This window comes from Paraburkholderia bannensis NBRC 103871 (genome assembly GCF_000685015.1).
In the GTDB taxonomy this organism is placed as follows: Bacteria; Pseudomonadota; Gammaproteobacteria; order Burkholderiales; family Burkholderiaceae; genus Paraburkholderia; species Paraburkholderia bannensis.
The window spans coordinates 42,731-69,693 of record NZ_BAYA01000008.1; the positions used below are offsets into that span (position 1 = coordinate 42,731).

Consider the following 26,963-nt stretch of genomic DNA (forward strand, 5'->3'; position numbering starts at 1 on the left):
GATGCAAATCAACAGCGAATCAGGCCGCGAGGCGCGCGACGAGCGCTTCGAGCGTGGCCGCGCAGGGCGCCGCCACCTTGAGCGCAAGCAGCGGATCGGCGCGCGTCTTGCCGAGGTTGATGGCCGCAACCGGCTTGCCGCGCTGCTGCGCCCAGGCGCAAAAGCGATAGCCCGAATACACCATCAGCGACGAGCCCACCACGAGCACCGCGTCCGCCGCATCGAGCGCCGCCGACGCCGCGGCCACGCGCTCGCGCGGCACGTTCTCGCCGAAGAACACCACGGAGGGCTTGAGCATGCCGCCGCAAGCCGCGCAGGCCGGAATGTCGAAGGCATTGGCGCCGTCGAAGTCGAGATGGGCGTCGCCGTCGGCGGCCGGTTCGGCGAGTGCGCCCGCCACGGCCGGGTTACGCGCGACCAGTTCCGGCTGGATCGAGGCGCGCGTGTACTGCGCGCCGCAATCGAGGCAATGCACGTGGCCGATGCTGCCGTGCAGCTCGATCACGTCGCGGCTGCCCGCACGCTGATGCAGGCCGTCGACGTTCTGCGTGACGAGCGCGCCGACCCGTTGCGCCGCGTCGAGCTGCGCGAGCGCGCGGTGCGCGCCGTTGGGCTGCGCAAGGCCGACGGTCGGCCAGCCGATCATGCTGCGCGCCCAGTAGCGGCGTCGCCAGCTTTCCGAACCGAGAAACTCTTGCAGCGTGATGGGCGGCGAGCGCTTCCAGGCGCCGTTGTCGTCGCGATAGCCCGGGATGCCCGAATCGGTGCTGATACCCGCGCCGGTCAGCACGAACAGGCGCGGGTGACGCTCGATGAACGCGTGAAGCGCGTCGAGCGCGGCGGTTTCCAGGGTGGCCGGTGCGGGCGAGACCACGGAATTGACGGCGATGAGCGGGGCGGGATCGGGCATGGCTCGGGACGTGACTCGACTCGGCGGGGCTTGGCGTGGCGTGGCGTGAAGTGGCGGCTTGCTAGCCCGTCGCTTTCGCGGATTGTTCCGCTGCCGGCTGACGTTGCGCCTCGCGCGTTTCCCACGCCGCGAGTTCGGCGCGGTAACGGCTCACTTCGTCGTTGTACAGATCGAAGACGCAAGGGTCGCAGCCGCTTTGGCAGCAGGCGTTGTCATCGGGCCGCTCGGGCGGCTGCGGACGCGGATCGTCCTCGGGACGCGGGGGCAAAGACATGAAGGGACAGGCTTTTTAAGCAGAACGCCTTCCAGTATACGGGAGGGCGTCGAGGTGCGTTGAGGGCGCTGCAGGGGGCCATGTCTGGCGCCTGGTGACTAGTCGTCGCTCAAGCGCGCATACAACTGAAAATTTCCGGGTATGCCGCGGATCATGCGATAGGAGCGAAGCAACCCCTCGTGCCGATACCGGCACTTCTGCAGCACGCGCGCCGAGCCTGAGTTCGTCTCAAGCACTGTCGCCTGCACTCGAATAAATCCAAATGCCGAAAACGACCATTCAGTCACCGCCGAGCATACGGCGCTCGCAATGCCCCTGCCCCAATAGTCAGGCGCAAGGTCATACGCGATTTCAGCGGTACGGTTGACGTCGGAGACGGTATGAAACCCTATCGTGCCAATCAGGTCGCCAGCAATGTCGTTGACGATCGCCAACCGCCTGATTGAGGACGGCAACTCAGAGTCAAACCCATCAAACATCGGCAGAAGGTCATTTTCCGATTGCAGGTTCCAGCTAGTGTGCCGGACAACGTCAGGCTTGCGCAGATAGGCATACCACGAAGGCAAATCATGGCGTTCGAGCTGACGTAGCGAGAGGCCTGGATAGCCTGACTGAGGCGCGTTGTGAATTTTCATCGTTGTTTCCTCGGTAGGGAGAGTGCGCGTAAAGCCCGCAACCATGGCGGTGAAAGAGGCATGGCCAGGCTCGGCGAAAACTTACCCCTGCAACTTCAACGTCAACCTCAACTCAACCCCAGCCCCGCCCGCAACACCTCTACAAACGCCCTGCCCGCCTGCGAATCCATGCCTCCGTCGCGCCACACCGCGAACACGCCGACCGTCAGTTCCGGCGCGACGCGCCGGATCGCCACCGGTTCGCCCGCGCTGCGCGCCGTGATCTCGTCGAGCAGCACACGCCCCACACCGCGCGCCGCGAGCGAGCGCGCCACGTACCAGGTCTGCGCCTCGACGGCGGCAAGCTGCCCGTCCACGCCCTGCGTTTCGAGCCAATGCCCGATAGCCTCGCCCAGCGGATCGACATTGCCAATGCTGATCCATTCGCCCGCGACGCACTCCTCAAGCGCGAGCGGCGCGTCTTCGGGCGACGGGTCGTCGGGCGGCGCGACACACACCACGGCGGTGCGCCCGAGCTCGAACGCCTCGATGCCTGGCCGCGCGGGCGGGTTCAGCGCAACGCCCACGTCGAGTTCGCGCGTAAGCAGGGCGTTGAGCAGTTCATCGGTATGGCGGGTCTGGATCTTGAGCGAGACGTCCGGATAGCTCGCGCGGAACGCTTCGACGGCCTGTGGAATCAGGCTCATCCCGAGGCTGGGCAGGCAGCCGATCCGCAGCAATCCTTGCGGACGCAACGAAAGATTGCGGGCGAGATCGCGAATGCTGTCGAGATTCGACTGCAGCTTCTGCGTTTCGGCGAACAGCAGTTCGGCTTCGCGCGTGGGCTGCAGGCGGCCGTGAGCACGCGCGAACAGCTTGAGGCCCGCGCTGCGCTCGGCATGCGCGAGCACTTTGCTCACGGCGGGCTGCGAGACGCACAGCAACTCGGCGGCCTTGGAAAGCGAGCCGGTGCGCATGATCGCGTGGAAGACTTCGATATGACGTAGACGCATGGTGCGCGAGCCGTATGCAGGCCAGCCTCAGGCATGGCCCGCATACCGCGGAACAAAAGCGCAAGGATAGCGCGTCCGGGCCCGTCGACGGTCGCGCTCATCGGCAAAAACAACGGCAAAAACACGGGCAAAAAGCACCGGCAAAAGCCCGCAAAAAAATCACACGCGGAAATCGGCCGCCATGTCCTCGTCGCTGCGCGCGGAAATCTCGCCGCTGCGCGCCGCTTTCACGAATGCGTCGTAGTCGCGCTCCACCTGATCCGCGTAGGCCGCGCCGTAACCCACGAGCGCTTCGGCAAACTGATCGCTGCGGCCGATATACGCGGCAATTTCAATCGCCGAGTTACCCGACTTCGCGTGCGCACGCGCCATCGCCCAGCCGCACATGCGCGCATAACCGGCGAGCAGCGTGCTGTCGAGCAGATCGAGTTCGACCGAAAGCTTCATGTCGCGCAACTGCCGAAAATAAAAGTGCCGCCCCGACGGCCCGGTCGACCAGCCTAGGAACAGGTCGCTCGCGGCCTGCAACAGGCGCTGCCCATGCACGACGCGCGCGCCTTCGTGCTTGAACGCGGGAGACTTGAAATACTGCGAAATCACCGAACGGCGCGCCTCCTTGATTTGCAGGAACAGCGGCTTGTCATAGTGATCGACGAGCATCATCACGAGGCAGCGCGTGCCCACGCTGCCCACGCCCACCACCTTGAATACGAGATCCTGGATCTCGAAGTGCTCCAGCAACTCGCGGCGCTCGGGCGCGAGCGTCTTCAGGTAGGCATCGTATGTGGGCGTGATGAGCGAGCGCCAGTCGCCGAGCGTCAGCCAGTTGTCTTCGGATTCGTAGAGCGAGTTCGGGCCGTGTACGTGAAAGAGCGCGGGCGGCGCATCGCGGATCGTCCAGTGCGCGCCGTCACGATATGCCAGCTTCTCCAGCATGCTTTCGTGCGTGCGGCCCGCGGCCTTCTCCATGCCCCGGCGGATCATGCGGCGGCCTTCCGGCGTGAGCGCGCCTTCGGCCATGCGGTCGAAGGTGATCTTGTCGTACCAGAGTTCGAGCGCGCCGAATTCCGAGTACTGGCGCATGCGGTCGCGATAGGTGTTCACGACCGTCATCACCAGGTCCTCCGCCACGCCGCGCGAATAGCGCATGTGCCGCGCGGCGACGACGAAGCTCGCGACCAGCCGCTTGAGATCCCATTCCCAGGGGCCGGGCGCGACCTCGTCGAAATCGTTGAGATCGAAGACCAGCTGGCGCTCGGGCGTCGCGAAGCCGCCGAAATTCAGCAGATGGCCGTCGCCGCAAATCTGCATCGCCATGCCGGTGTTGGGCACCTGGGCGAGGTCGTGCGCCTGGAGCACGGCGCTGCCGCGAAAGAACGTGAACGGCGAAACGATCATGCGCCCGTAACGCAGCGGCACGAGATTGGGCACGCGGCCTTCACTGCTTTCCTTGAGTAGCGCGAGCGGGTCGCGCTTGAGATCGCCCACCATGCGGTGGCTCGAACGCTTCGCCTTTTCGCGCGCGGCGCGTCCGGCCGCTTCGCGTTCCGCAACGGTCCTTCCATTCATGAACTGCTCCCGTTCTTGAGGATGTTCGTGGATGCCGTGATTCGTCCCGCATCGGCGCGCCTGCTCGTCTTCCCGTCTGCTCGTCTGACAGAACAAGGCGCCTGCGTATTTAAGCGTGTGGCCCTCTTTCGCGCAAGCGCCCATTGTGCGCGCAACGCCCGCCACGCTCGTGTACCGTGCGCACTGGACGTCGCGCGCGGGGACGGCGTCAGCGGGCTGTCCCGGACGCGTGAGCCGGGTTCGACCTTCGCCGCATCGCGAGGCCTCAATGAATGTCGACGTTTATGGAACGCTCGTCGCTGCGTCGCTCGTGCTGCTGCTCGGCAACCGGCTCGTGGCCGCGCTGCCGCTGCTGCGCCGCTGGACGATTCCAGAGCCCGTGGCGGGCGGCCTCGTGGCCGCGCTCGTGCTGTTCGGCCTGCATGCGTTCGCTAACATCGACGTAAGCTTCGACGCTTCGCTGCAGACGCCGCTGATGCTCGCGTTCTTCGCGACCATCGGACTCAATGCGAATCTCGCGAGCCTCAAGGCAGGCGGCCCGATGCTCGCGCGCTTTCTGGTCGTGGTCATCGGCCTGCTGGTGCTGCAGAACGTGGTCGGCATCGGGCTCGCCTATGCGCTGGGCGTCGATCCGCTGTTCGGCTTGCTGGGCGGCTCGGTCTCGCTGTCCGGCGGGCATGGCACCGGCGCAGCGTGGGGCAAGGTCTTCACCGAGCATCACGGCTTGCAGTCCGCGACCGAAGCCGCCATCGCCTGCGCGACCTTCGGGCTCGTGATGGGCGGCATCCTCGGCGGCCCGGTCGCGCAACGTCTGCTCAAGCGGCTTGGGCGCGGCGCAGACGCGATCGAAGGCCAGCAGGCGAAGGGCAGCGCCGATGCCCAGGCGTTCGAGGAGCCCAAAGCCGAGCAGCCCACCACCGCCGCCGCCTTCATCGGAACGCTCACGCTGATCGCCATCAGTCTCGCGGCCGGCAACGTCATTGCGCGCTGGCTCGTGGGCACGCCCGCGGAGCTGCCGGCGTTCGTTTGCGTGCTGTTCGTGGCGGTGCTGCTCGCCAACGGGCTCGCGCTCGCGGGCCGCCCGGTCACCGCCCATGCCGTGGCGCTGATCGGCAACGTGAGCCTGGCGCTGTTCCTCGCGATGGCGCTCATGACGCTGCGGCTCTGGGATCTGGCCGCGCTCGCGTTGCCGGTATTCTCGATCCTCGTCGCGCAGACGGTGCTGATGGTGCTCTACGCCCTCTTCGTCACGTTCCGCGTGATGGGCGCGAACTACGACGCCGTCGTGCTCGCAGCGGGCCATTGCGGCTTTGGGCTGGGTGCGACGCCCACCGCCATCGCCAACATGCAGGCCGTGACTGCGCGCTTCGGTCACTCGCATCTCGCGTTTCTGGTTGTGCCGATGGTCGCCGCATTCTTTATCGATATCGCCAACGCCATCGTCATCAAGCTGTTTCTCGCCTTGCCGATCTTTCAGTAAATCAGCGTGTAGAACAGCGCCGATTCCATAAGTCATCCTTGATGCTTCGACGGAGAAACTTTAACTGTCGTTAATCGATGGCTGCCCCTATGCTCGAATCATCGTCCGTTTTCATCGTCCGCTTCGGTCGTCTGTCTGCCAGACGCATGAGCGGCAAGCGAACAACGGACACGCGGCTTTCAACGTCATTGGGGAATCACATGAAGATCTGCATTTTCGGCGCCGGTGCGATCGGCGCGATGATGGGCGTGCAGCTCGCGCGCGCGGGCGCGGACGTGAGCTTCGTTGCGCGCGGCCCGCATCTGGCCGCGATGCGCGAAAACGGCGCGCGGCTCTTGATGGACGGCGAGGAATACGTCGCAAAGGTTCGTTGCACGAACGATCCGCGCGAACTGGGCGTGCAGGATGTCGTGATCGTCACGCTCAAGGCACATTCGGTGGCTGGCGTGATCGATTCGATGCAGCCGCTCATCGGCAAGCATACGGCCATCGTCACGGGCACCAACGGCATTCCCTACTGGTACTTCCATCGGCACGGCGGCAAGTTCGAAGGCACGCGCCTGGACAGCATCGATCCCGACGGCGCGCAATGGACGCGCCTGGGCCCCGAGCGCGCGATTGGCTGCGTGCTCTACCCCGCCGCCGAAATCGAGGCGCCGGGCGTGATCCGTCATGTGTACGGCAAGAAGTTTCCCATCGGCGAGCCGTCGGGCGAACGCACGTCACGCATCGTGCAGTTGCACGAAGCGATGACCGCCGCCGGTTTCGACGCGCCAATCCGCGACAATATCCGCGATGAAATCTGGCTCAAGCTGTGGGGCAACCTCTGCTTCAATCCGATCAGCGCGCTCACGCACGCAACGCTCGACGTCATCACGCAGGATCCCGCGACGCGCGCCGTCGCGCGCACGATGATGCTGGAAGCGCAGCGTATTGCCGAGCATTTCGGCGTGCATTTTCGGGTGGATGTCGAGCGGCGTATCGACGGCGCGGGCGCAGTGGGCGCGCACAAGACCTCGATGCTGGTCGACCTGGAGCAGCGCAGGCCCATGGAAATCGATCCGCTGCTGACCGTCGTGCAGGAGATGGGCATGCTGGTGGGCGAAGCGACGCCTGCCATCGACACGGTGCTCGCCCTCGTCAAGCAGCGCGAGCAGATGATGAAGCTTGCGGCTTGAACGGCAGCGACTGGAAACAAAAAGCCGCGCGCAAGCGCGGCTTTTTTCATTACGTCTTTTTCATCACGTCATTGCGCGATTGAATCGACGAGTTGCGGTTCTGGTGTATCGCCATGATCGACGCGCCCCGCTGCGATGAACTGCGCCCACGCGGCCTGCGCACACGGGCGCAAGGAGCGATGACGTCTGCGCACGAGCAGCGTGCTGACCTTCACGACCGGATGCAGCACATGCGCGACGAGCGCCCCGGCGGGCGCCGCCCAGTGGTTGGCATCGTCATCGGCGCAGACCGGCAGGATGCCGATGCCCATGCCGAACTGCGCCATGCGCGCGACGCCTGCCGCGTGGGCGAGTTCCTGCACATGGAGTTCCGGCGCGCGCACGCCATCGAGCGCATGCATGACAGCGTTACGGCAACCCGAATCGCGATTGAGCGTCACAAGCGGCTGATCGGCGAGTGAGCGCCAATGCAGCGCACCACCTGACGCGAGAGGATGTTGCGCGGGCAACAATGCGCACAACGGCGTGGCCGCAATCGGCTGCACGTCGAACTGGCCGCTCGCGAGACGCACTGAAGGGATCGCTTCGGCAATCACGCCGAAGTCCGCCTCGCCCTGTTCCACGGCCTGCAAGACGGCTTCTTGCGGCCAGTCCTGCAAATGCAGCGTGACGGCGGGCAAGGCGGCGGCGCAGTGGGCAATCGCATGAGGCACCCAGCCCGACGACAAGGCAGGATTGCTCGCTACCGTCACCACGCCGCGATGCGCCTGATGCGCGTCGCGGCCTTCGCTCAAGGCCATGTCGATTTCGTCGAGCAGGTGCGCAATGCGCCGCTCGAAGCCGCTGCCCGCCAGCGTGAGTTCGACCTGGCGGGTGGTGCGATCGAAAAGCTTCAGGTCGACGGCTTCTTCCAGTTCGCGCACGCATCGGCTCACGGCGGACTGCGTCAGACCAAATTCGCGCGCCGCGCGCGTAAAGCTGCGCGAGCGCGCGACGGCGACGAATACCTTGAGTTGCTGAAGCGAAACGTTCATCGACATCGGCGGATCAGTGCGTCATTCGCCGGTCTGGTTCTGCCACTGCTGGAGCGTGCCGGAGTGCGTCGCGAGCGTGGCCGACGATGTTTCGCCATCCTGCTCGATCAAGCGCTGGCGCATTGGCGCGAGGATGAATTTCGCGCTCACACCGGCGGCAATCGTGATGACCGCGGCGGCGATGAACACTGCGCTCCAGCCGCCGGTCGCCGACAGCACCGAGGCCACCGGCACGAGCAGCGCGGCCGTACCCTTGGCGGTATAGAGCGTGCCTGCATTGGCGGCCGCGTACTTGCTGCCGAAGGTATCGGCGCAGATCGCCGGGAAGATCGAGAAGATCTCGCCCCAGAACAGGAAGATCAGTGCAGCGAAGGTCATGAACGCATAGGGGTTCGTGCCGTACTGCATCATGCCGAGCAGCGCGAGCCCTTCGCCCACGAAGATGATGAACATGGTGTTTTCACGGCCGATCTTGTCGGAGATGAAGCCGCACAGCGGACGCGTGAAGCCGTTGCAGATATTGTCGATCGACAGCGTGAGCGTGAGCAGCGGCAACGTCGCGCCGAACACCGTCATCGGAATGCGCGCAAGACCCCAGTCTTTCGCAATCGGGCCGATCTGCGCAGTCGCCATCAGGCCACCCGCTGCAACCGCGACGAACGATACGTAGATGATCCAGAACACGGGCTGCCGCACCATCTGCCCAGGCGTGTAGTCGATCCGCGAAACGAGACGCCGTGCCACGCCGCCCACACGCGGCACCGGCTTCACGAGCAGGAAGGCCAGCACGAGAATCGCCGCGCCTTGCAGGATGCCAAAGAACAGAAACGTGTGTTCATAGCCCGAGCGCGTAATCATATTGGCAATCGGGATCACGGTGACCGCCGCGCCCGCGCCAAAGCCCGCCGCCGTGAGGCCCGCCGCCAGGCCGCGCCGGTCGGGAAACAGCTTGAGCGCATTGCCCACGCAGGTGCCGTACACGCCGCCCGCGCCAATGCCCGCGATCACCGAAGACGCATACAGCATCGGCAACGTGGTCGCATAGGAATTGAGCACCCAGGCCAGACCCGCGCAGAGCGCACCGACGGCAACGACCGGACGCGGGCCGAACTTGTCGACGAGCCAGCCTTCGACGGGCACGAGCCAGGTTTCGGTGAGGATGAAGATAGAGAACGCCAGTTGAATCGAGGCTTCGCCCCAGTGATGGCGCGCATTCATCGGCGCGACGAACAGCGTCCACGCGTATTGCAGATTGGCAACGAGCGCCATGCATAGCATGCCGACCACCAGTTGACACCAACGGTTCGTCCAGAACGGACCGTCTTCGCTCCTCTGACCGATTGCATTCATCTCGCTTGTCTCCGCTATCCATTCATGGGGGCCGGTACTTTTGCCGGCCTGCATAGTCTTCAACTTATGGTTCTAGATCTTTCGCTTGTTTTTATTCGATTCGTCACACGGAAATTCGTATTGAAATTCTTTGAATCGATTTCGATTGCTGCTTCCACTTGATACGTTGAAGTGCTTAAAGGACAGCCTCTTGATCCGGGTTTTCCCGCTATAAACGCGGCTTTTTTTGCTGATTTACGCGTTAACCCGCAAGCAATAGACGAGGCATTCGGACTCCTTTCAACTCATGCTAGGGTGAATGCTCAATTACTCACAATTAAAGTTTGTTAGTATGTGGATTCACCATCCTTTATGGATCGGCTATGACCATGCGGAACGCCACGCTGCGCCAGTTGAAGGTCTTCGAGACCGTGGCGCGCCACCTCAGTTTTTCGCGTGCCGCCGAGGAATTGCATCTCACCCAGCCAGCCGTTTCCACCCAGGTCAAGCAGCTTGAGGAACACGCGGGCCTGCCGCTCTTCGAGCAACTGGGCAAGAAGATCTACCTCACGCCGGCCGGCACGGAGATGCTGCATTACAGCCGCGCGATCATGCAGCAGTTCCATGAAGTCGACGAAGCCATGAGCCAGCTAAAAGGCGTCTCAGGCGGCAAGCTCAACGTGGCGGTGATCAGTGCAGGCGACTACTTCTTTCCGCGCCTGCTTGCGGAATTCACGCGGCGTTACAAGGGCGTCGAGCTCAATCTCTCGGTGCACAACCGCGAGCAACTGCTGCATCAGCTTTCCACCAACCAGACCGATCTCGCGATCATGGTGCGGCCTCCGCACGCGACGGATGCGGTCAACGAAACGTTTGCGCCGCATCCGTACGTGATCGTCGCCGCGCCCACGCATCCCCTTGCGCACAAGCGCGGCATCAAGCTCAGCGCGCTCGCCAACGAGGCGTTCATCGTGCGCGAGCGCGGTTCGGATACATGGAATTCGATGGAAGAAGGGTTCGCGGGCAAGCTCACGAACCTGAAGATCGCGATGGAGATTCACAGCACGGAAACCATCAAGCAGGCCGTGATTGCGGGCATGGGGATCGCGTTTCTATCGGCGCATACGATCAGCCTGGAATTACAGGTCGGCCATCTCGCCGTGCTCGACGTCGAGGGCTTTCCCGTCATGCTCAACTGGTATGTCGTGCACCGCAAGAACAAGCGCCTGCCGCCCGTTGCGCTCGCGTTCAAGCGCTTCCTCATGGAGGAAGGCGCACAACTGATCGAGAACATTACACAAGTCTCACAGGCCTCACTTCATAAGTAAGGCACTATGGTTACGGGCGTAACGTTTACGCTTGATTAATGATTCGCGCGATCCGGGACAATTCAGCGCGATTCAGCGTGATCGACGCCTTCGGCGCCGGGAATCGCGCGAGGCACGGTAGGTTTTGTGCGGCGCCTGCACCGGCGCTTCGTACACCGAAATCCAGGTATCGAAGTTCGCCGGTTCATAAGCGGCCGGGCCACACGCGGCGACCAGCCATGCATCGGGCACCGCGGCCAAAGGCGCTGGCGCTGATCGTTTCGATACATCGTGCGCGATGCGTGCGATGCGTGATTCACGCATGTGCCGCGCGCCACCCATCGCGCGCACGCCCAATGCCACGGCAAGCACACACGCCGCCCCCAGCGCAGAAACGGCAAATTCCATCGATCCCGGCGACACCGCCATGCCGACGCCCAACGCAACGATCAACGCGAGCGCCGCGAGGTGCAACACATGCTCGCCACGACTGAGCGCGGTTCGCTTGCGCCCAATGAATCCTTGCTCTCGCGCCAGGCGGCAAGCCGTGGCAAACGCGCCGAACGCCAGCGCGCCCAGCGTCGCGATCAAATAGAACGCAAGTCGCGTCTCGATGGAATGCAGTGACGCCGACAGTATGCCGATGACGCCCGCACCCGTCGCAGCGACGCCCAGCGCGGCGCCCACTGCGCTCGTCACGCTTGCGTGTCGCACAGGATTGGCGCGCGCTGTCAACCAGAGGCCGACTAGCGCGCCCGCCTCCGCTGCGGCTACGGGCAGCGCCCTCGGGACGAAAAGCGCCGCTATCACACCCGGCGCCACGGTTGAAAGCAGTGCAAATGAAATGGCAAACAGCAGATGACGTTGCGGCACGATGTTGCGCTTGCAGCCTGGCTTCCTGTGAACGGGTGCACGACGCGCCCATCCCGGCGCAAGCGCCGCGAATTGTGCAAATGCACAGACAAACCCACCGAACAGCATTGCGCCGCCCAGCGCTATCGCAACTTCAGCGAGTTGCTGCTGCATCTCGTCTCCTTGCGCGTCACGTGCGTGCTCAAACCACGCGTGCGTCTTCGGTTTGCACCTGCTCTGCGGCCACCTGCGAGCGCAGCGTGTTCGCGAGCGTGCCAATGCCCTCGATCGTCACTTCCACCGTCGCGCCTTCGCCCATCGAGCCCACGCCCAGCGACGTCCCGCACGCGATCACGTCGCCCGGTTCCAGCGTGAGATCCTGCGAAATCAGGCTCACCTGCTGCGCGGGAGAGAACACCATGTCGTCGAGCGGATAGTTCTGTCGCTCGACGCCATCGAGCCGCGTCACCACACTCGCGCTCCGCCAGTCGAAACCCGAGACGATGGCCGGCCCCAGACAGCAGAACGTATCGAATCCCTTCGCGCGGCACCATTGCGGGAAGTGCGGATTTTCGGTCAGCAGTCCAGCCGCCGTCACGTCGTTGACGACCGTGAAGCCAAAGATCGCGGCCTGCGCTTCGTCCTCGCTCACATTGCGACAGCGCTTGCCGATCACGATGCCCAACTCGCCTTCGAAGACGATTTTTCCCGCATAGTGGGCCGGCCGCACGATGGTTTCGCCCGAACCGATCACCGACTCCGCGGGCTTGATCAGGAAGAGGGGGTGTTCAGGAACAGGCTTGTCGAGCTTGCGCGCCAGGGCGTGAAAGTTGTTCCAGAGCGCGACGACCTTGCCGGGCGCGCAAGGCGCAAGCGGCGTGAGCGCACGCAGCGAGAGCACCGCGCCCGTCGGCACCGGCTGGTCGATCCCTTCGTATTCGTGCAGATAACCGTTCTCGACGCGGCCGAACACCATGCTGCCGTCGTTCGCCATCAAGCGCATCCATGTATCCATGCTCTGCTCCTGCGGTTCATGTATTCGTTGCGCGCACATCTATATAGTGTGCGCGCGTGATCGCTGGCCTCCCGGCCCTAGATCGCCCCCGACGCGCGCAGCGAACGGATCTCCGTTTCGCTATAGCCAAACTCGGTCAGCACTTCATCGGTATGCTCGCCCAGCATGGGCGAGCGCGTGACTTCGGTCGGACTGTCGGACAGCTTGATCGGGTTGCCGACCGTGAGATATTTGCCGCGCACCGGATGCTCGACCTCGACGATGGTGCCGCTCGCACGCAAGGATTCGTCGTTGGCGATTTCCTTCATCGAGAGAATCGGGCCGCACGGAATGTCGTGGCGGTTGAGCACGGCCATCGCCTCGAACTTGGTGCGATGCATCGTCCAGTGCTCGATCTCGGCGAAGATGTCCTTCAGGTGCGGAAGGCGTGCGCTGGGCGTGGCGTAATGCGGATCGTCGATCCATTCCTCGCGGCCGATCAGCTTGCAGATGCGATCCCACACCGGCGCCTGGGCGATGAAATAGATGTACGCGTTCGGGTCGGTCTCCCAGCCTTTGCACTTGAGGATCCAGCCCGGCTGGCCGCCGCCCGACGCATTCCCGGCGCGCGGCACGGCATCGCCAAAAGCGGCGTTCGGAAATTGTGGGTACTCCTTCATGACGCCGGTGCGCTCCAGCCGCTGCTGGTCGCGCAACTTCACGCGGCAGAGGTTCAGCACGCCGTCCTGCATGGCCGCCAGCACTTTCTGGCCGCGCCCCGTGTGCGTGCGCTGATAGAGCGCCGTGACAATGCCCAGCGCCAGATGCAGGCCCGTGCCGCTATCGCCGATCTGCGCGCCCGACACCACCGGCGGCCCGTCGTCGAATCCCGTCGTCGAGGCGGCGCCGCCCACGCACTGCGCGACGTTCTCGTAGACCTTGCAGTCTTCGTACGGCCCCGGGCCGAAGCCCTTCACAGAGGCCACGATCATGCGCGGATTGAGCGACTGGATATGCTCCCAGCTAAAACCCATACGCTCAAGCGCGCCCGGCGCGAAATTCTCGACCAGCACGTCGCACTCGCGGATCATGCGTTCCAGCACGCGCTTGCCCTGCGGATTCTTCGTGTCGAGCGTGAGCGAGCGCTTGTTGCCGTTGAGCATCGTGAAGTAGAGGCTGTCCGCGTCGGGCAGGTCGCGCAGTTGCTCGCGCGTGATATCGCCCGCGCCCGCGCGCTCCACCTTGATGACATCGGCGCCGAACCATGCGAGCAGTTGCGTGCAGGTCGGGCCCGACTGCACATGCGTGAAGTCGAGAATGCGCACGCCATCCAGTGCCTTGCCCATGTCATGTCTCCTTGGTTAGTCGTGGCCGGGCGAGAGAAACGAAATCCGTCAGTAGCTTTCGATGCGTCCTTGATCAATACGGTATGTGATATATCACAGCGAAGCAAGAGCGGGTTTATCCGCTGGAACGACACGTCGATCAGGCTCTCAGCCTTTTCCTGTATGGCTTTGTTGGAAAAAACGCCGAATTGCTGCGCCGCAGGAGCGGGAAAACCCCGAGGGTTTTGTGCGCAGATATTTCAGATTCGGTGTGCGAGATGTGGCGCGGGAGGGAGCCCTGCCTTGATGCGCATAAAGCCCGGATGAAGCTGCGCGGAGGGTCTTCCCGCGCGTAGCCCTGAAACGAAAACGGGAGACCCGAAGGTCTCCCGTTGGCCGCACAAGCGGGCTACACCCGTCGCGCATTCAATCCAGAAAATCGCAGTTTTTCTCGACGAAGACCGCCAGATCGAGCGAATGCTGGCGTACGAGGCGCTCGGCAAGTTCCGTGTCGCGCTTTTCAAGCGCTTCGATGATGCGCAGGTGATCGACGATTGAACGCGACGCGCGGTCGCTCTGCGAAATCGTCATGCGACGGATCGCGCGCACGTGCACGAAGATGTTCTTGATCGTGTCGAGGATGATCTGCGACTTCGACAGTTCGACAATCGCCTGGTGGAAGGCGATGTTGGCGTCCGAGTACTCGGCGATATGCTCCGCCGGCGTGCTGTCGCGGAAAGCGTCGAACATGTGGCGCAGCCGGGCGATCTCCTCGTCCGTCGCGTGCAGCGTCGCGAGGCGCGCGGCCATGCTTTCGAGCGCGGCCCACATCTGGATCATCTCGACGATCTCGCGCTTGTTCTTGCGCACGATATAGATGCCGCGGCGCGGCACCATGCGCAGGAAGCCTTCCTGTTCCAGCAGCGTCATGGCCTCGCGCACGGGCGTGCGGCTTACGCCGAGCGTCTCGCTCAGCACGCGCTCGTCCAGGCGAATTTCTTCGCGCGACTGATAGATGTCGGCGTCGGCGATGGCCTGGCGCAGCATCGCATAAGCCTGGTCGCGCAGGCTCAGCGTGGCGTTGATGGGTTGCAGCGCCAGCGTGAGCGGCGCGGCGTCCCGGGTGGCGACAGCTTCAGTGTGTTCTGACGACATTCATTGCCCTTTAACCGATACGACCAACCTGCGGGCCAACCTTGGGCCCCACGTGCGAACGGACTGGCTGACGAACGGGCTGCACGCGCGGTGCCTCGCCCAGTCCAGCGAAACGGCCATGCTGGCCAGCCTGATCGATGGCCGACTGCGGCAGCCATCTGGCGATCATAACCGTTGCAGCCGCGCCTAAACCCACCACTGCCGCACCGAAGAGAGCGAGAGAGACGAAATCCATTTGAAGCTCCACAAGATTGAGTCGTTGAATGACTCAATCATATGCTGCGTCGCGACAAAAATCAATATTCTGTATGTGATATATCAAAAACAGGGATCTCATCTGTGGCGTCTTCGATACACGCTGCCCTGGCCCGGCCTGCGACGGCAAAAGTCGATGCTGAACCAAACGCGCCAGCGCGGCAAGAGGATCAATAGAGGCATCGCTTCGCGCATCCCGGCCGAAATCGCGCGCAAGAAATTTTGTTGACAGTGCAAACAAGCTGCCCGTACATTCGATTCATGCACACCTTTGCCACCCTTCCCCACACGACCGCGACAAATCGCCCGTGGCATATGCCGAAACACGGCATGGCACGGGGGAATGTGTGCGTATAGGCAATCCAGGCAGTCTGTCGTTACGCAAACCACAAGCCCCGCCGACTCGACGGGGCTTTTTGATTGGTGAGTGGCAGAAGTAACGCTCAACGCTCCGTCCGTCGGCTTCAGAAATGGAGAACGCGATGGATCAAGCTTCACAGCAGGACGCCGCCGGCGCCTGTCCCGCCTTCAGTTTCGATCGTCTTCCCGCCGACGCCGCACTGCCCGTGCAGTCGATCCACTTCGCCCTGCCAGCGGGGCAGACGCTCACGTGGCGCGTCGTCGCCGATAGCACCGTGCGCGTCCACGGCTCACGCATCTGGCTCACGCGCGCACGCTCGCCTTACGATCATTGGCTGAACCCCGGCGACACGTTGCGCGTTGCGCGCGGCGATCGGCTCTGGTTGAGCGGCGACCCGGCATGGGACGCGCCGCCGAACACCGCGCGCGTCACGATCACCTGCGCCTGGCGGCCGCCGCTGGGCATTGCGCGCCGTGTCGTCGAGCTTTGCGTCGCGCTTTTTTCGCTGCTGACGTTGCGCAAACTGCAGACGCTGCTAGCACCGCGCAGCTCTCGCTAGCCAGCACACGCCCGCCATGAAAAACGCCGGACGCGCCTTGAATCGGCGCGCCCGGCGTCTGTGCTCCTCGTATCGTTGTCGTCGGAAGATCAGAACTTGTGTCGCAGGCCCAGATTGATCATGGTTTGCGACGCCGTCCCGTTGTAGCCATACGAGCCAATTGACGCCTCGGCGGGCATCGAGCCGCCCGAGCCGTCGCCCTGGTCGCCGCTCGCGTGCTGCCACGCGGCCGTCATATAGAGATCGGTGCGCTTGGACAGGCTGTAATCGGCGCCGATCGACACCTGATGGTAAGTCGCGTTGGTATCGCCATTGGCGTGCGTGTAGCTGTAGCCGAGGCCCAACAGCAGCGCCGGACTCAGCTGATAGTTCATGAAGCCCTGGCCGGTGTTGTACTTCTCGGTGTCGCGGAACACCGAACTCGCGTCCGGCGCGTACTGCGCGTTGCTGTAACCGAGCCCGAACGTAAACAGGCCGAGCGAATACTGCGCCGCTGCGCGCGCGATCGAAAGTGAGTGAGCGCTCGCATAGCCGGAGTTGATCGGGCCGTCGAAGGTGCCGTCCGAGGTGCTCGTCCAGCCGTCCGTGCGCACGCCCAGACCGGCCTGGCTGTTGGCCGCGTAGAAGTAGCCGCCCGCAACCGCGATCGGCCCATTGTTATAGGCGACCGCCGCCGAATACGACTGCTCGGAGCCCGTCGTGCCCGCAATGCCGCCGAACGAGTACATCGCCGCGGCCTGCAAGCCGTTCCACACGGGCGTGGTGTACTTGACCGCGTTGTTCACGCGGAAGCTGTTGTCGTAGTTGTCGACGTCGCCGGCTGTCGCGAACGCCGAGCCGAAGTAGTTGTCCTCGGTAATGCCCTGCACCAGATCGATCAGCGGATCGTACTGACGGCCCAACGTGAGCGATCCATATTGCGCGGCGGTCAAGCCGACATACGCCTGGCGGCCGAACAACCGTCCGCCCTGCGCCGACGACCCCGTCGACGGATTGAACCCGCTCTCCAACTGGAAGATTGCCTTGAGGCCGCCGCCCAGATCCTCGGCGCCTTTCATGCCCCAGCGCGAGCCGGACAGGTTGCCGTTGCTGCTGTTGCCGAGCGACCAGAGGTTCTTGCTGCCGTCGGCGTGATTGACGTAGGTGATCGAAGTGTCGATGGTGCCGTAGAGCGTGACACTGGTCTGGGCATGTGCCGTGCCGGCGGCGCCCAGCGCGACAAGCGAAAGCGAAGTCAACGCGAATCTTTTCACGTCATTCTCCTTGTCGATCGAAGCCCGTGCTCCGATCCGATGCAAGACCTCATGCGGGATCGCACGTTGCTGGATCCCCGGCGCAGTTCACATCACTTGACTGGTTGAGACTAACTCCACCGTGACCCGAAGTAAAAGAATTAAAAAGCGTGTCTCGATTTGGTAACAGCGGATTCAGAAAGGGTTGGCGGCTGCCGTAATGCATTGAGTCGCGCGACGAAGCAATACGTGTGCAAACAGGCACTGACTGTTCGAAGCGCCTTTTTAATCAAATTGCTCCTGGCATGGCCGCCGTTTCCTTTGCGCGTCATTGCAAGCCGGTCTGCGCGGCGACCGGGTTTCGATGTGTTTGCAAACATGAAGAATCGTGACAATCCGGATAATTCGCGCCTGAATAACGGAAGCGGAGCAGGGCAATTGCGTAAAATGCCGTCCCCGCACGCCAAAGTAACGAATTTTCATCCGAACCCGTTTGAGGTTTCTTTAACTACGTAGTCAACCGTCCCGACGCCCCGCGCGTTTGCTGCTTTACCAGTCATTTACCAAACGTTTACGTTTTCGCGCGCCGCAGCGGGCCGCCAGCCAGGTCCGCCGCCCCCAAACGTAACGTCCAACATGCGATGTCGCCCCCGGGGACGCCAGCACGGCGCCTGGGCGGCATCCGGAAATCGCCGGACCGACCCATGCCCCAAACGCCTCCTTCGCGCCTCGCGCGCGCCGCCCTCGTGGCGCTGCGCCGCCGCGCCCGCGTCCTGCGCCTGCAGCGCTTCGCGGCGCCGGCCCTGGCGCTCGGCATCTGCGCGCTGCTGCTGATCGTGTTCCAGCACCTGTCGAAATCGGTGGACTACCGCTCGGTGATCCGCCAGCTCTGGCATCTGGCCCCCGGACAGTGGACTGGCGCGCTCGGCGCCACGGCGCTCAGCTTCGTCGCCCTCGTCGGGCGCGACGCCGTCGGCCTGCGCTACCTCGGCGCGCGCGTCTCGCGCGGCGCGCTGTGGGTGGGCGCGATCGCCGGTTCGGCGCTCGGCAACGTGACGGGCTTCGGCGCGCTCACGGGCGGCGCGGTGCGCTGCCGCGTCTACGGCCCCGCGGGCGTCACCGCCGCGCAGATCGGCCGCATGACCGTGTTCACGAGCGTCACGCTCGCCATCGCCCTCGCGCTGATGGCCGCGCTCGGCATGGTCGCGTCCGCCGACACGCTCTCGGGCCTGCTGCACCTCACGCCCGACGCGCTGCGCTGGATCGGCGGCAGCGTGCTCACGCTCGGCGCTGCGATGATCGTCGCCTGCCCCGCCCGCGCCCGCGAGATCGAACCCTTTAAGCGCGCCTGGCTGCGCTTCACCGTGCCCGCGCGCCGCGATCTCGTCGCGCAATTGCTGCTCGCCGCGCTCGACGTGGTGGGCGCAGGCCTCGCGCTCTGGTCGGTGATGCCGCATGCGCAGCTCGATTTCGCCGATTTCCTGACCGTCTACACCGCCGCCATGCTGCTCGGCCTGATCGGCCACACGCCAGGCGGCATTGGCGTGTTCGAAGCGGCGATGGTGTTCGCGCTCGGCGCCAGCGTGCCCGGCTCGAAGGTGTTCGCCGCGCTGCTGGCCTATCGTGCGATTTATTTCGGCGCACCGCTCGCGCTGTCGGCGGCGCTGCTCGCCGTGTTCGAAGGCCGCGCGCTCAAGAATCCGCTCAACACCACCTTCGCGAAGCGCGGCGCCGACGGCGTCTCGCAGCTCGCGCCGCTGTTCCTCGCCATCGTCACCTTCGTGACGGGCAGCATGCTCGTGATCTCGGGCGCGACGCCCGCGTTCGCCAAGCGCATCGCGCTGCTGCAGACCTTCCTGCCGCTGTGGGTGCTCGAAAGCTCGCAGATGCTCGGCAGCCTGTTTGGCGTGCTGCTGCTGTTCGTCGCACGCGGCCTGCTGCGCCGCCTCGACGCCGCCTGGTGGCTCGCGCTCATTCTCGCGGTCGCCAATCTCGCGCTGTCGCTCACCAAGGGCCTGGCTTTTGTCGAAGCAGGCGTCCTGTGCGTGCTGATCGCGCTGCTGATCGCCACACGCGGGCGCTTCAACCGCCATTCGTCGTTGTTCAAGGAGCCGTTCACGCCCGCGTGGCTCGCCTCGGTCGGCTGCGTGATCGCGCTGGCCGTGTGGGTGCTGCTATTCGCCTTCCGCGATGTCGACTACTCGCAGCATCTGTGGTGGCAATTCGCCTTCGACGAACGCGCGCCGCGGGCGCTGCGCGCAACGCTCGGCGCGGGCGTGTTCGCCGCTGCGCTCGCTTCGTGGCAATTGCTGCGTCCGGCGGCGGGCCGCTTCGTCATGCCCGCGAGCGAAGACCTCATCGAAGCCGCTCGCATCGTGCGCGCGCAGGAACGCAGCGACGCGGGCCTCGCGCTGATGGGCGACAAGAGCTTCCTGTTCTCGCAGTCGCGCAACGCCTTCCTGATGTACGCCAAGCGCGGCCGCACGTGGGCCGCGCTGCACGACCCGGTCGGCCCGCGCGACGAATGGCCCGCGCTGATCCGCGAATTCGTCGCGCTCGCGCACACGCATGGCGGGCGCGCCGCGTTCTACCAGGTGCGCGCCGACGCCCTGCCGCTCTACCTCGACGCCGGTCTCACGCTGATGAAGCTCGGCGAGGAAGCGCGCGTGATGCTGCAGGAATTCGATCTCAAGGGCCCGCAGCGCGCGCACCTGCGCTACGCGCTCAAGCGCGGCGAACGCGACGGTTTCTCCTTCGAGAACATCGAACCGGCGCAGATGGCCGACAGCCTGCCGGTGCTGCGCGCGATCTCTGACGCGTGGCTCGAAGACCGCGAAGCGCGCGAAAAGAGCTTCTCCGTGGCGGCTTTCGAGGACGATTACCTCGCCGCGCAGAACGTGCTGCTGGTGCGCCAGAACGGCGCGCCGCTCGCCTTTGTCACCTTCATGACGACCGACCTGAACACCGACGCGACAGTCGGCGTCATGCGCCATCTGCCGGGCGCTTCGCCCTACGCGATGGAGTATTTGTTCACGCAGCTCGCGCTGCACCTGAAAGCCGCCGGGTATCAGTCGCTCTCGCTCGGCATGGCGCCGCTTTCCGGCATGGGGCCGACGCCGCTGGCGTCGTCGTGGCACCGCCTGGCCGGACTGATCTGGCGCTTCGGCGGCAAGTTCTACAACTTCCGGGGGCTGCGCGGCTTCAAGAACAAGTTCGCGCCACGCTGGGAACCGCGTTATCTGGCCGCCTCGGGCTCGATGAGCGTGTTCATCACCCTCGCGGATCTTTCGTTGCTGGCAGGAGGCTGGCGTTCATGATTCATCGTATTTTCTCGCTGCCGCGCACGGTTCGCGCGGCGGCGGGTGCAGCATTGCTCGCGTTTGGCGCCACTCAGGCGCAGGCCACCGAGGCGCCGGCGCATAGCGCCGTCACGCATGTCTCCGGCGGCCGTTATGGCGATGTCGCCGTGACGCGCCCCATCGGCGGGATGCGCGGTTTCACCGTGCTGTTCTCCGCAGGCGATCACTGGAACGCCGACGACCAGACCCGCGCCGATGCGCTCGCGCATCACGGCGCACTGGTGGTGGGCGTGGACAAGGAGCGTTACGCCACGAACCTCGCAGCGGTCAAGAACGAGACCTGCCACAAGCTCTACAGCGACGCCGAAGCGCTCAGCCATCAGCTCGAACGCCAGGAAGCGTCGAGCCAGTATTTCGCGCCGATCGCGATCGGTACCGGCGAAGGCGCGCTGATCGCGCAGCGCATGCTCTCGCAGGCGCCCGCGAACACGATGGCGGGAGCGGTGTCGCTCGATCCGGCTGCGAAGCTCGATCCGCGTTTCGCGCCCTGCCCCGCCGATCCGACGCTCTCGCGCGGCAAGGGCCTGCCGGGCTTCTTCGAGCAAGGCGTGACGACGGTTGCGAACGCAACGAAAGCGCCTGCGACCACGGCGAGTGGCGCCGCGCCACGTACGTTCGCCGCCAACGTCAGCGACGCCGACAAGCTCGCCGCGCTCGCTGCGCCGCATCTGCACCTGGCCGCGGAAAACGAGGAAGACGTCTCCGACCTGCCGCTCGTCGAGCTGCCCGCCGCGCATCCGACCGACATGCTCGCAGTCGTGATTTCCGGCGACGGCGGCTGGCGCGACCTCGACAAGACGATTGCGGAAGCGCTGCAAAAGCAGGGGATTTCGGTGATCGGCTGGGACGCGCTGCGCTACTTCTGGAGCGAGAAGTCGCCCGCGCAGACGAGCCACGATCTCGCGCGCGTGATCAACACCTACGCGTCGCGCTGGCACGCGAAGCACATCGCGCTGGTGGGCTATTCGTTCGGCGCCGATGTCATGCCGTTCGCCTATAACCGCCTGCCGGATGCGCTGCGCGCGAAGGTGTCGTATATGTCGCTGCTGGGCTTCGCGCCCGATGCGGACTTCCAGATTCGCGTGGTGGGCTGGCTCGGCATGCCGGCGAGCGACAAGGCGCTCAAGGTGCAGCCGGAACTCGCGAAAGTGCCGCCGTCGATCGTGCAATGCGTCTACGGCGCGGACGAAAAGGACACGCTGTGCCCGGCGCTGGCCAACACCGGCATCGATCTGGTGAAGACCAACGGCAGCCATCACTTCGATGGCGACTACAGCGCGCTCGCAGCGAAGATCATCGAAGGGTGGAAGCGGGAGATTGCGGCGCGCGGGTGAGGCTCGGGTTTCTGACTGTTGCTTGACTCAGGGCAGACTTTGTCCGACTATAACGCCACGCGTCATATGACGCGTGGCGTTATGCTTTGGCATGGCGATCCAAAACTTCGAAGACCGGGAAACCGCGCTCGTCTGGGCAGGCGAACGCTCGCGGCATCTGCCAGCCGAAATGCAGCAGATCGCTCGTCGCAAGCTGCGTATGCTCAATGCAGCCCACACGTTGTGGGATTTGCGCATTCCTCCGGCTAATCGGCTCGAGCAACTGAAAGGCGACCGCGCGGGTCAACACAGCATACGCATCAACGACCAATGGCGCGTCTGCTTTCGTTGGCACAATGGAAACGCCCACGACGTCGAGATCGTCGACTACCACTGAGGCGCTGACTATGAAAAAACTCGCGAACGTCCACCCCGGAGTCATACTTCAGGACGAATTCCTCACACCGATGGACATGAGCCAGAACGCGCTGGCGCGTGCCATGAACGTGCCGCCGCGACGCATCAACGAAATCGTCCACGGCGAACGCAGCGTAAGCGCAGATACGGCACTGCGCCTCGCCTTCGTGTTCGGCACGACGCCGCAGTTCTGGATGACGTTGCAGGCCGACTACGACCTGGAAGAAGCCGCGCGACACGTCAAGCTCTCGGATCTGCGCCGCCTCGCGGCCTGATCCTTGCGCGCCGCTTCGCCTCACCCCTTGCGTCCCGCCAGATACTGCACGCCCTGCGGGCCGTAATGCTCGACGTGCGGCACATTGGCGGCGACGTGAAACACGTCACCCACCCGATATAGCCGCTCCTGCCCGGCCACGCTGATCGTCATCTCGCCGGCGACGATCAGCGCCTTCGCTTCGAACGGATGCGAATGCTCGCCCATATGGCCCGGCTCGCGCGTCACGAGCACCGGCTCAGGAAAGCCCTCGTCCGCCAGCGTACGGATAAATGTATCGCGATCCACGGCAGTCTCCTCGCTCAATGACGACGCGGCAGCACGCCGCCGCTTGAAGTGTGGCACGCCTGCGCGCTGCGGACGCGACCACGCGAAAAAAAACGCCGGCCACTGGCCGGCGTCCGCATGGGGCATCCCGCGGCAAAAAACTTATGCGACGGCGGCAGCCGCCTTGGCATCCTCTTCCTCGTCCACCGACGAGCGAATCAGGTAATCGAACGCAGCCAGCGAAGCCTTCGCGCCTTCACCCACGGCAATCACGATCTGCTTGAACGGCACGGTCGTCACGTCGCCCGCCGCGAACAGACCCGGCACCGACGTCTGGCCCTTCGCGTCCACTTCGATCTCGCCGTGCTTCGACAGCGCCACCGTGCCCTTCAGGAACTCGGTGTTCGGCACGAGGCCGATCTGCACGAACACGCCTTCGAGTTCGACATGACGCTTCTCGCCCGAGGTACGCTCCAGGAACGCCAGGCCCGTGACCTTCTGGCCGTCGCCCGAAATTTCCGTGGTCTGCGCATTCACGTGCACCGTGACGTTCGGCAGGCTGCGCAGCTTGCGTTGCAGCACTTCATCCGCACGCAGTTGCGCGCCGAATTCGAGCAGCGTGACGTGGCTCACGATACCGGCGAGGTCAATCGCCGCCTCGACGCCCGAATTGCCGCCGCCGATCACGGCAACGCGCTTGCCCTTGAACAGCGGGCCGTCACAGTGCGGGCAGTACGCCACGCCCTTGTTCTTGTACTCCTGCTCGCCCGGCACATCGACATTGCGCCAGCGCGCGCCGGTCGCCAGCACCACGCTCTTCGCGCGCAGCGTCGCGCCGCTTTGCGTGCGCACTTCGAAGCCGCGACCGACCGGCACCACGGCGTCGGCGCGTTGCAGGTTCATGATGTCCACGTCGTAGGCGCGCACGTGCTGTTCGAGCGCCGTCGCGAACTTCGGCCCTTCCGTTTCCGTGACCGAGACGAAGTTTTCAATCGCCATCGTGTCGAGCACCTGGCCGCCGAAACGCTCGGCCAGCACGCCGGTCTTGATGCCCTTGCGCGCCGCGTAGATCGCAGCCGCTGCGCCTGCGGGGCCGCCGCCGACGATGAGCATGTCGAAAATGTCCTTCTGGTTCAGCTTCTCGGCAGCGCGCGCCGATGCGCCCGTGTCGAGCTTGGCGAGGATTTCTTCCACGCCCATGCGGCCCTGGCCGAACACTTCGCCGTTCAGGTAGATGGTCGGCACGGCCATGATCTTGCGCTTTTCGACTTCATCCTGGAACAGCGCGCCGTCGACCGTGACGATCTGCACGTTCGGGTTGAGCGCCGCCATCGCGTTGATCGACTGCACGACTTCCGGGCAGTTCTGGCACGTGAGCGACATATAGACTTCGAACGAGAACACGCCGTCGAGCGACTTGACCTGCTCGACCGTCTCGTCTTCCAGCTTGACCGGGTGGCCGCCCACCTGGAGCAGGGCCAGCACGAGCGACGTGAATTCGTGGCCCATGGGGATGCCGGCGAACGTGACCTTCACGTCCGAATTGGCGCGACGGATCTCGAACGAAGGGGTACGCGCGTCGCCAGCAGCGGCGCCACGGCGTTCTTCGTAGGTGATGCGGTCGGACAGCGATGCGATGTCCTGCAGCAGTTGCTGCAGTTCCTGCGACTTCTCGCCGTCGTTCAGGAACGCAACGATCTCAATCGACTGCGTGACTTTTTCGAGGTAGCTTTTCAGTTGGGTCTTGAGATTTGCGTCGAGCATGGCGTTTTCCGGCTAAAGAAGAAGCGGGGGGAATTCTTTGAGTTTATTGCTCAGTATTGCCTGGCATTTGCGCCGCTTTGTAGCAGGCGATTCAGGCATCCGGGCCGCAGCCGCGTAGGCGCGGCCCGGAAATACAGCTAGTGAGACTTCAGCGTCATGCGGTCAATGCGACCGCATCGATGAAACGACGCTTAGATCTTGCCGACGAGGTCGAGCGACGGCTTGAGCGTTTCTGCGCCCGGCGTCCACTTGGCGGGGCAAACTTCACCCGGGTGCGATGCGACGTACTGAGCTGCCTGAACCTTGCGCAGCAGTTCCTTCGCGTCACGGCCGATGCCGTTGTCGTGGATTTCGCACAGCTTGATCTCGCCTTCCGGGTTGATCACGAACGTGCCGCGCAGTGCCAGGCCTTCTTCTTCGATCATGACGTCGAAGTTACGCGTGATTGCGCCCGTCGGGTCGCCAACCAGCGGGTACTGGATCTTGGCGATCGTGTCCGACGTGTCGTGCCATGCCTTGTGCGTGAAGTGCGTGTCGGTCGACACACCGTAGATCTCAACGCCCAGCTTCTGGAATTCTGCGTACTGGTCAGCCAGGTCGCCGAGTTCGGTCGGGCACACGAACGTGAAGTCAGCCGGGTAGAACACGACGACCGACCACTTGCCCTTCAGGTTTTCTTCAGAGACCGGAACGAACTTACCGTTGTGGTATGCGGTTGCCTGGAACGGCTTGACTTGCGTGTTGATGAGAGACATGCGTTGTTTCCTCGCTCTGGGTTGGGAAAAGGTATGGACGAAGGTTACGGGAACTCCGCCCATTTGAAAAATTGGTTGCTTTGATCGCAGGAATAAACCGTGCCTATCGGGCCCCGTGAAAGCCCTTAATCGGCCTCAAAAGCCCGCCAGCAGGGGTTCCGCGCCCGCCACCACCCACTTCGGGCGGCCCGAACAACCCTCGGGGCGGTGAGCATACAACGAAACTGCGACATTGCACCTCACGCGCCAGCGCTTCGTGTTCCACTTTCTTGCGCCATCCAGGTGCATGCGCGCAGCTGGCCGCGGCATGCAACGGCTGTGATCGTGCGAGAGGCCGCGAGGTTCCACGGGCCTGACGCTACATAAGTCCCGCCACAACCTCCAATTAGATGCAGGCGCAACCGCCATTCCTCAATGGCGCGCGGGCAGCCCGCGTCAAAGCGCCCCGCCACGCGCCCTTGCCGCGCGCGCGGCCAGCCGCTCGCGCAGGAATTGCGTCAGCGCCCGGATCGTCACGGAAGCTTCACGATGCTGCGGATACAGCGCGTGCAGGGCGTTGGACGGCGGCATGAAGTCCTCCAGCACCTCGACCAGCAGTCCCGCATCGACCGATCCCGCAACGATGAAGTCCGGCAGGTAGCAGATGCCAAGGCCCGCGATAGCCGCGTCGCGGATCACCTCGCCATTGTTGGCGCGCAGGGGCCCATGCACCTCGAACGGCGTTCTGACCCCGTCGATCATGAATTCCCACGGCGCGCGCCCTTGTTGCCCGTACGGCAGGCAGGCGTGCTGGGCCAGATCGGCGGGCGTGTCGGGGGCACGCCGACGGCGACGATAGCCGGGACTGCAGCAGGCGATCATGCGCACGTCGATGAGCTTCTGCGCCACCAGCGTGGAATCGGCCAGCCGCCCGATGCGCAGCGCCATATCGAAACCTTCGCCGATCACATCGACGGTGCGGTCGCTCAAGTCCATGTCGAAGCGCACGTCCGGATGCTCACGCAGGAATTCGGCGACGAGCGGCGACAGATGCGCCATCCCGAATGACATCGGCGCGCTCACTTTCAGCAGGCCGTGCGGTTCCGAGCGGCGATCGGACATCGCGCGCTCCGCGTCGACCACGTCGCCGAGAATGCGTTTTGCGCGCTCATAGAAGTCGTGCCCCAAATCCGTCACGGCGAGCTTGCGCGTGTTACGGATCAACAGGCGCGCGCCCAGGTCGGCTTCGAGCGCGGCCACACGGCGGCTGACGAACTGTTTCGAGAGCCGCAGCCGGTGTGCTGCCGCCGTGAAATTGCCCGCATCAACGGTGTTGACGAAGATCCGCATGTCGTCGAGTTGCATTTTATTGTCCACTAAACAGTGACGGTGAG

General features: G+C 64.2%; 24 protein-coding genes. 8 read left to right on the forward strand and 16 right to left on the reverse strand.

The genetic code is table 11. The features are described 5' to 3' along the window. Positions 1-19: 19 nt before the first annotated feature. The 5 genes from BBA01S_RS14995 to BBA01S_RS15015 all read right to left on the reverse strand — a co-directional run bounded on the left by BBA01S_RS14995 (position 20) and on the right by BBA01S_RS15015 (position 4,380). Positions 20-910 (reverse strand): NAD-dependent protein deacetylase, encoded by an 891-nt coding sequence (locus BBA01S_RS14995; protein WP_084162182.1) that lies wholly within the window; start codon positions 908-910, stop codon positions 20-22. Between the two features lie 61 nt (positions 911-971). Then, entirely contained in the window at positions 972-1,184 is a 213-nt protein-coding gene (locus tag BBA01S_RS15000; protein ID WP_027817168.1) for an oxidoreductase-like domain-containing protein, read from the reverse strand. 98 nt (positions 1,185-1,282) lie between these two features. After that, positions 1,283-1,819: a GNAT family N-acetyltransferase gene (locus BBA01S_RS15005; RefSeq protein ID WP_027817169.1), complete on the reverse strand. Its 537-nt coding sequence runs from the start codon at positions 1,817-1,819 to the stop codon at positions 1,283-1,285. 107 nt (positions 1,820-1,926) lie between these two features. Further along, the gene (locus BBA01S_RS15010) at positions 1,927-2,811 is read right to left on the reverse strand and encodes a LysR family transcriptional regulator (protein ID WP_027817170.1); all 885 of its coding nucleotides are present in this window, start codon (positions 2,809-2,811) and stop codon (positions 1,927-1,929) included. Positions 2,812-2,970: 159 nt separating this feature from the next. After that, positions 2,971-4,380, reverse strand: a complete 1,410-nt coding sequence (locus BBA01S_RS15015) for a DUF2252 domain-containing protein (RefSeq protein WP_027817171.1) — start codon at positions 4,378-4,380, stop codon at positions 2,971-2,973. Positions 4,381-4,648: 268 nt separating this feature from the next. On the opposite strand from BBA01S_RS15015, the gene gltS reads away from it, so the two are divergent. Together gltS and BBA01S_RS15025 are read left to right on the forward strand one after the other, a co-directional pair. Further along, positions 4,649-5,860 carry a sodium/glutamate symporter gene (gene gltS, locus BBA01S_RS15020; protein WP_027817172.1) on the forward strand — a complete coding sequence of 404 codons (1,212 nt, stop codon included), beginning with the start codon at positions 4,649-4,651 and terminating at the stop codon, positions 5,858-5,860. Between the two features lie 200 nt (positions 5,861-6,060). Continuing rightward, positions 6,061-7,038, forward strand: a complete 978-nt coding sequence (locus tag BBA01S_RS15025) for a 2-dehydropantoate 2-reductase (RefSeq protein ID WP_027817173.1) — start codon at positions 6,061-6,063, stop codon at positions 7,036-7,038. Positions 7,039-7,106: 68 nt separating this feature from the next. Here the strand turns inward: BBA01S_RS15025 and BBA01S_RS41370 are convergent, their stop codons facing one another. Further along, complete coding sequence (locus BBA01S_RS41370; RefSeq protein ID WP_042297268.1) at positions 7,107-8,072, reverse strand: LysR family transcriptional regulator; 966 nt, start codon at positions 8,070-8,072, stop codon at positions 7,107-7,109. 21 nt (positions 8,073-8,093) lie between these two features. Continuing rightward, positions 8,094-9,422: an oxalate/formate MFS antiporter gene (oxlT, locus tag BBA01S_RS15035; protein WP_027817174.1), complete on the reverse strand. Its 1,329-nt coding sequence runs from the start codon at positions 9,420-9,422 to the stop codon at positions 8,094-8,096. Between the two features lie 362 nt (positions 9,423-9,784). Here oxlT and BBA01S_RS15040 point away from each other — a divergent pair, with 362 nt between their 5' ends. After that, positions 9,785-10,729 carry a LysR family transcriptional regulator gene (locus BBA01S_RS15040; protein ID WP_027817175.1) on the forward strand — a complete coding sequence of 315 codons (945 nt, stop codon included), beginning with the start codon at positions 9,785-9,787 and terminating at the stop codon, positions 10,727-10,729. 72 nt (positions 10,730-10,801) lie between these two features. Here the strand turns inward: BBA01S_RS15040 and BBA01S_RS15045 are convergent, their stop codons facing one another. The 4 genes from BBA01S_RS15045 to BBA01S_RS15060 form a co-directional block, all read right to left on the reverse strand. Next, positions 10,802-11,734 carry a hypothetical protein gene (locus tag BBA01S_RS15045; protein ID WP_027817176.1) on the reverse strand — a complete coding sequence of 311 codons (933 nt, stop codon included), beginning with the start codon at positions 11,732-11,734 and terminating at the stop codon, positions 10,802-10,804. 28 nt (positions 11,735-11,762) lie between these two features. Continuing rightward, on the reverse strand, positions 11,763-12,575 hold the full coding sequence (locus BBA01S_RS41375) for a fumarylacetoacetate hydrolase family protein (RefSeq protein WP_042297242.1): 813 nt from the start codon (positions 12,573-12,575) through the stop codon (positions 11,763-11,765). Between the two features lie 77 nt (positions 12,576-12,652). Continuing rightward, positions 12,653-13,900: a formyl-CoA transferase gene (frc, locus tag BBA01S_RS15055; RefSeq protein ID WP_027817177.1), complete on the reverse strand. Its 1,248-nt coding sequence runs from the start codon at positions 13,898-13,900 to the stop codon at positions 12,653-12,655. A 405-nt stretch (positions 13,901-14,305) separates the two neighbouring features. Next, complete coding sequence (locus BBA01S_RS15060; RefSeq protein ID WP_027817178.1) at positions 14,306-15,034, reverse strand: GntR family transcriptional regulator; 729 nt, start codon at positions 15,032-15,034, stop codon at positions 14,306-14,308. Between the two features lie 737 nt (positions 15,035-15,771). Between BBA01S_RS15060 and BBA01S_RS41380 the strand changes: the two genes are divergently transcribed. Then, positions 15,772-16,209, forward strand: coding sequence for a DUF2917 domain-containing protein (locus BBA01S_RS41380; RefSeq protein WP_042297245.1), 438 nt, complete (start codon positions 15,772-15,774; stop codon positions 16,207-16,209). Between the two features lie 89 nt (positions 16,210-16,298). On the opposite strand, the gene BBA01S_RS15075 is transcribed toward BBA01S_RS41380, so the two are convergent. Continuing rightward, complete coding sequence (locus BBA01S_RS15075; protein WP_027817180.1) at positions 16,299-17,462, reverse strand: porin; 1,164 nt, start codon at positions 17,460-17,462, stop codon at positions 16,299-16,301. Between the two features lie 683 nt (positions 17,463-18,145). Between BBA01S_RS15075 and mprF the strand changes: the two genes are divergently transcribed. From mprF to BBA01S_RS15095, 4 genes are all read left to right on the forward strand, one after another. After that, a complete protein-coding gene (mprF, locus tag BBA01S_RS15080) occupies positions 18,146-20,758 on the forward strand; it encodes a bifunctional lysylphosphatidylglycerol flippase/synthetase MprF (RefSeq protein WP_027817181.1) in 2,613 nt (870 codons plus the stop codon). Continuing rightward, entirely contained in the window at positions 20,755-22,134 is a 1,380-nt protein-coding gene (locus BBA01S_RS15085; RefSeq protein WP_042297247.1) for a virulence factor family protein, read from the forward strand. The genes mprF and BBA01S_RS15085 overlap by 4 nt, the downstream gene beginning before the upstream one ends. Before the next feature lie 91 nt (positions 22,135-22,225). Further along, complete coding sequence (locus tag BBA01S_RS15090; protein ID WP_042297249.1) at positions 22,226-22,510, forward strand: type II toxin-antitoxin system RelE/ParE family toxin; 285 nt, start codon at positions 22,226-22,228, stop codon at positions 22,508-22,510. A gap of 10 nt (positions 22,511-22,520) precedes the next feature. Then, positions 22,521-22,805 (forward strand): HigA family addiction module antitoxin, encoded by a 285-nt coding sequence (locus BBA01S_RS15095; RefSeq protein WP_027817184.1) that lies wholly within the window; start codon positions 22,521-22,523, stop codon positions 22,803-22,805. 20 nt (positions 22,806-22,825) lie between these two features. Here BBA01S_RS15095 and BBA01S_RS15100 read toward each other — a convergent pair whose 3' ends face one another. The 4 genes from BBA01S_RS15100 to BBA01S_RS15115 form a co-directional block, all read right to left on the reverse strand. Next, entirely contained in the window at positions 22,826-23,092 is a 267-nt protein-coding gene (locus tag BBA01S_RS15100; protein WP_027817185.1) for a cupin domain-containing protein, read from the reverse strand. Between the two features lie 141 nt (positions 23,093-23,233). Further along, entirely contained in the window at positions 23,234-24,835 is a 1,602-nt protein-coding gene (gene ahpF / locus BBA01S_RS15105; protein ID WP_027817186.1) for an alkyl hydroperoxide reductase subunit F, read from the reverse strand. Positions 24,836-25,026: 191 nt separating this feature from the next. Further along, a complete protein-coding gene (ahpC, locus tag BBA01S_RS15110; protein WP_027817187.1) occupies positions 25,027-25,590 on the reverse strand; it encodes an alkyl hydroperoxide reductase subunit C in 564 nt (187 codons plus the stop codon). A gap of 435 nt (positions 25,591-26,025) precedes the next feature. Next, positions 26,026-26,934 (reverse strand): LysR family transcriptional regulator, encoded by a 909-nt coding sequence (locus BBA01S_RS15115; RefSeq protein ID WP_027817188.1) that lies wholly within the window; start codon positions 26,932-26,934, stop codon positions 26,026-26,028. Positions 26,935-26,963: the final 29 nt, after the last annotated feature.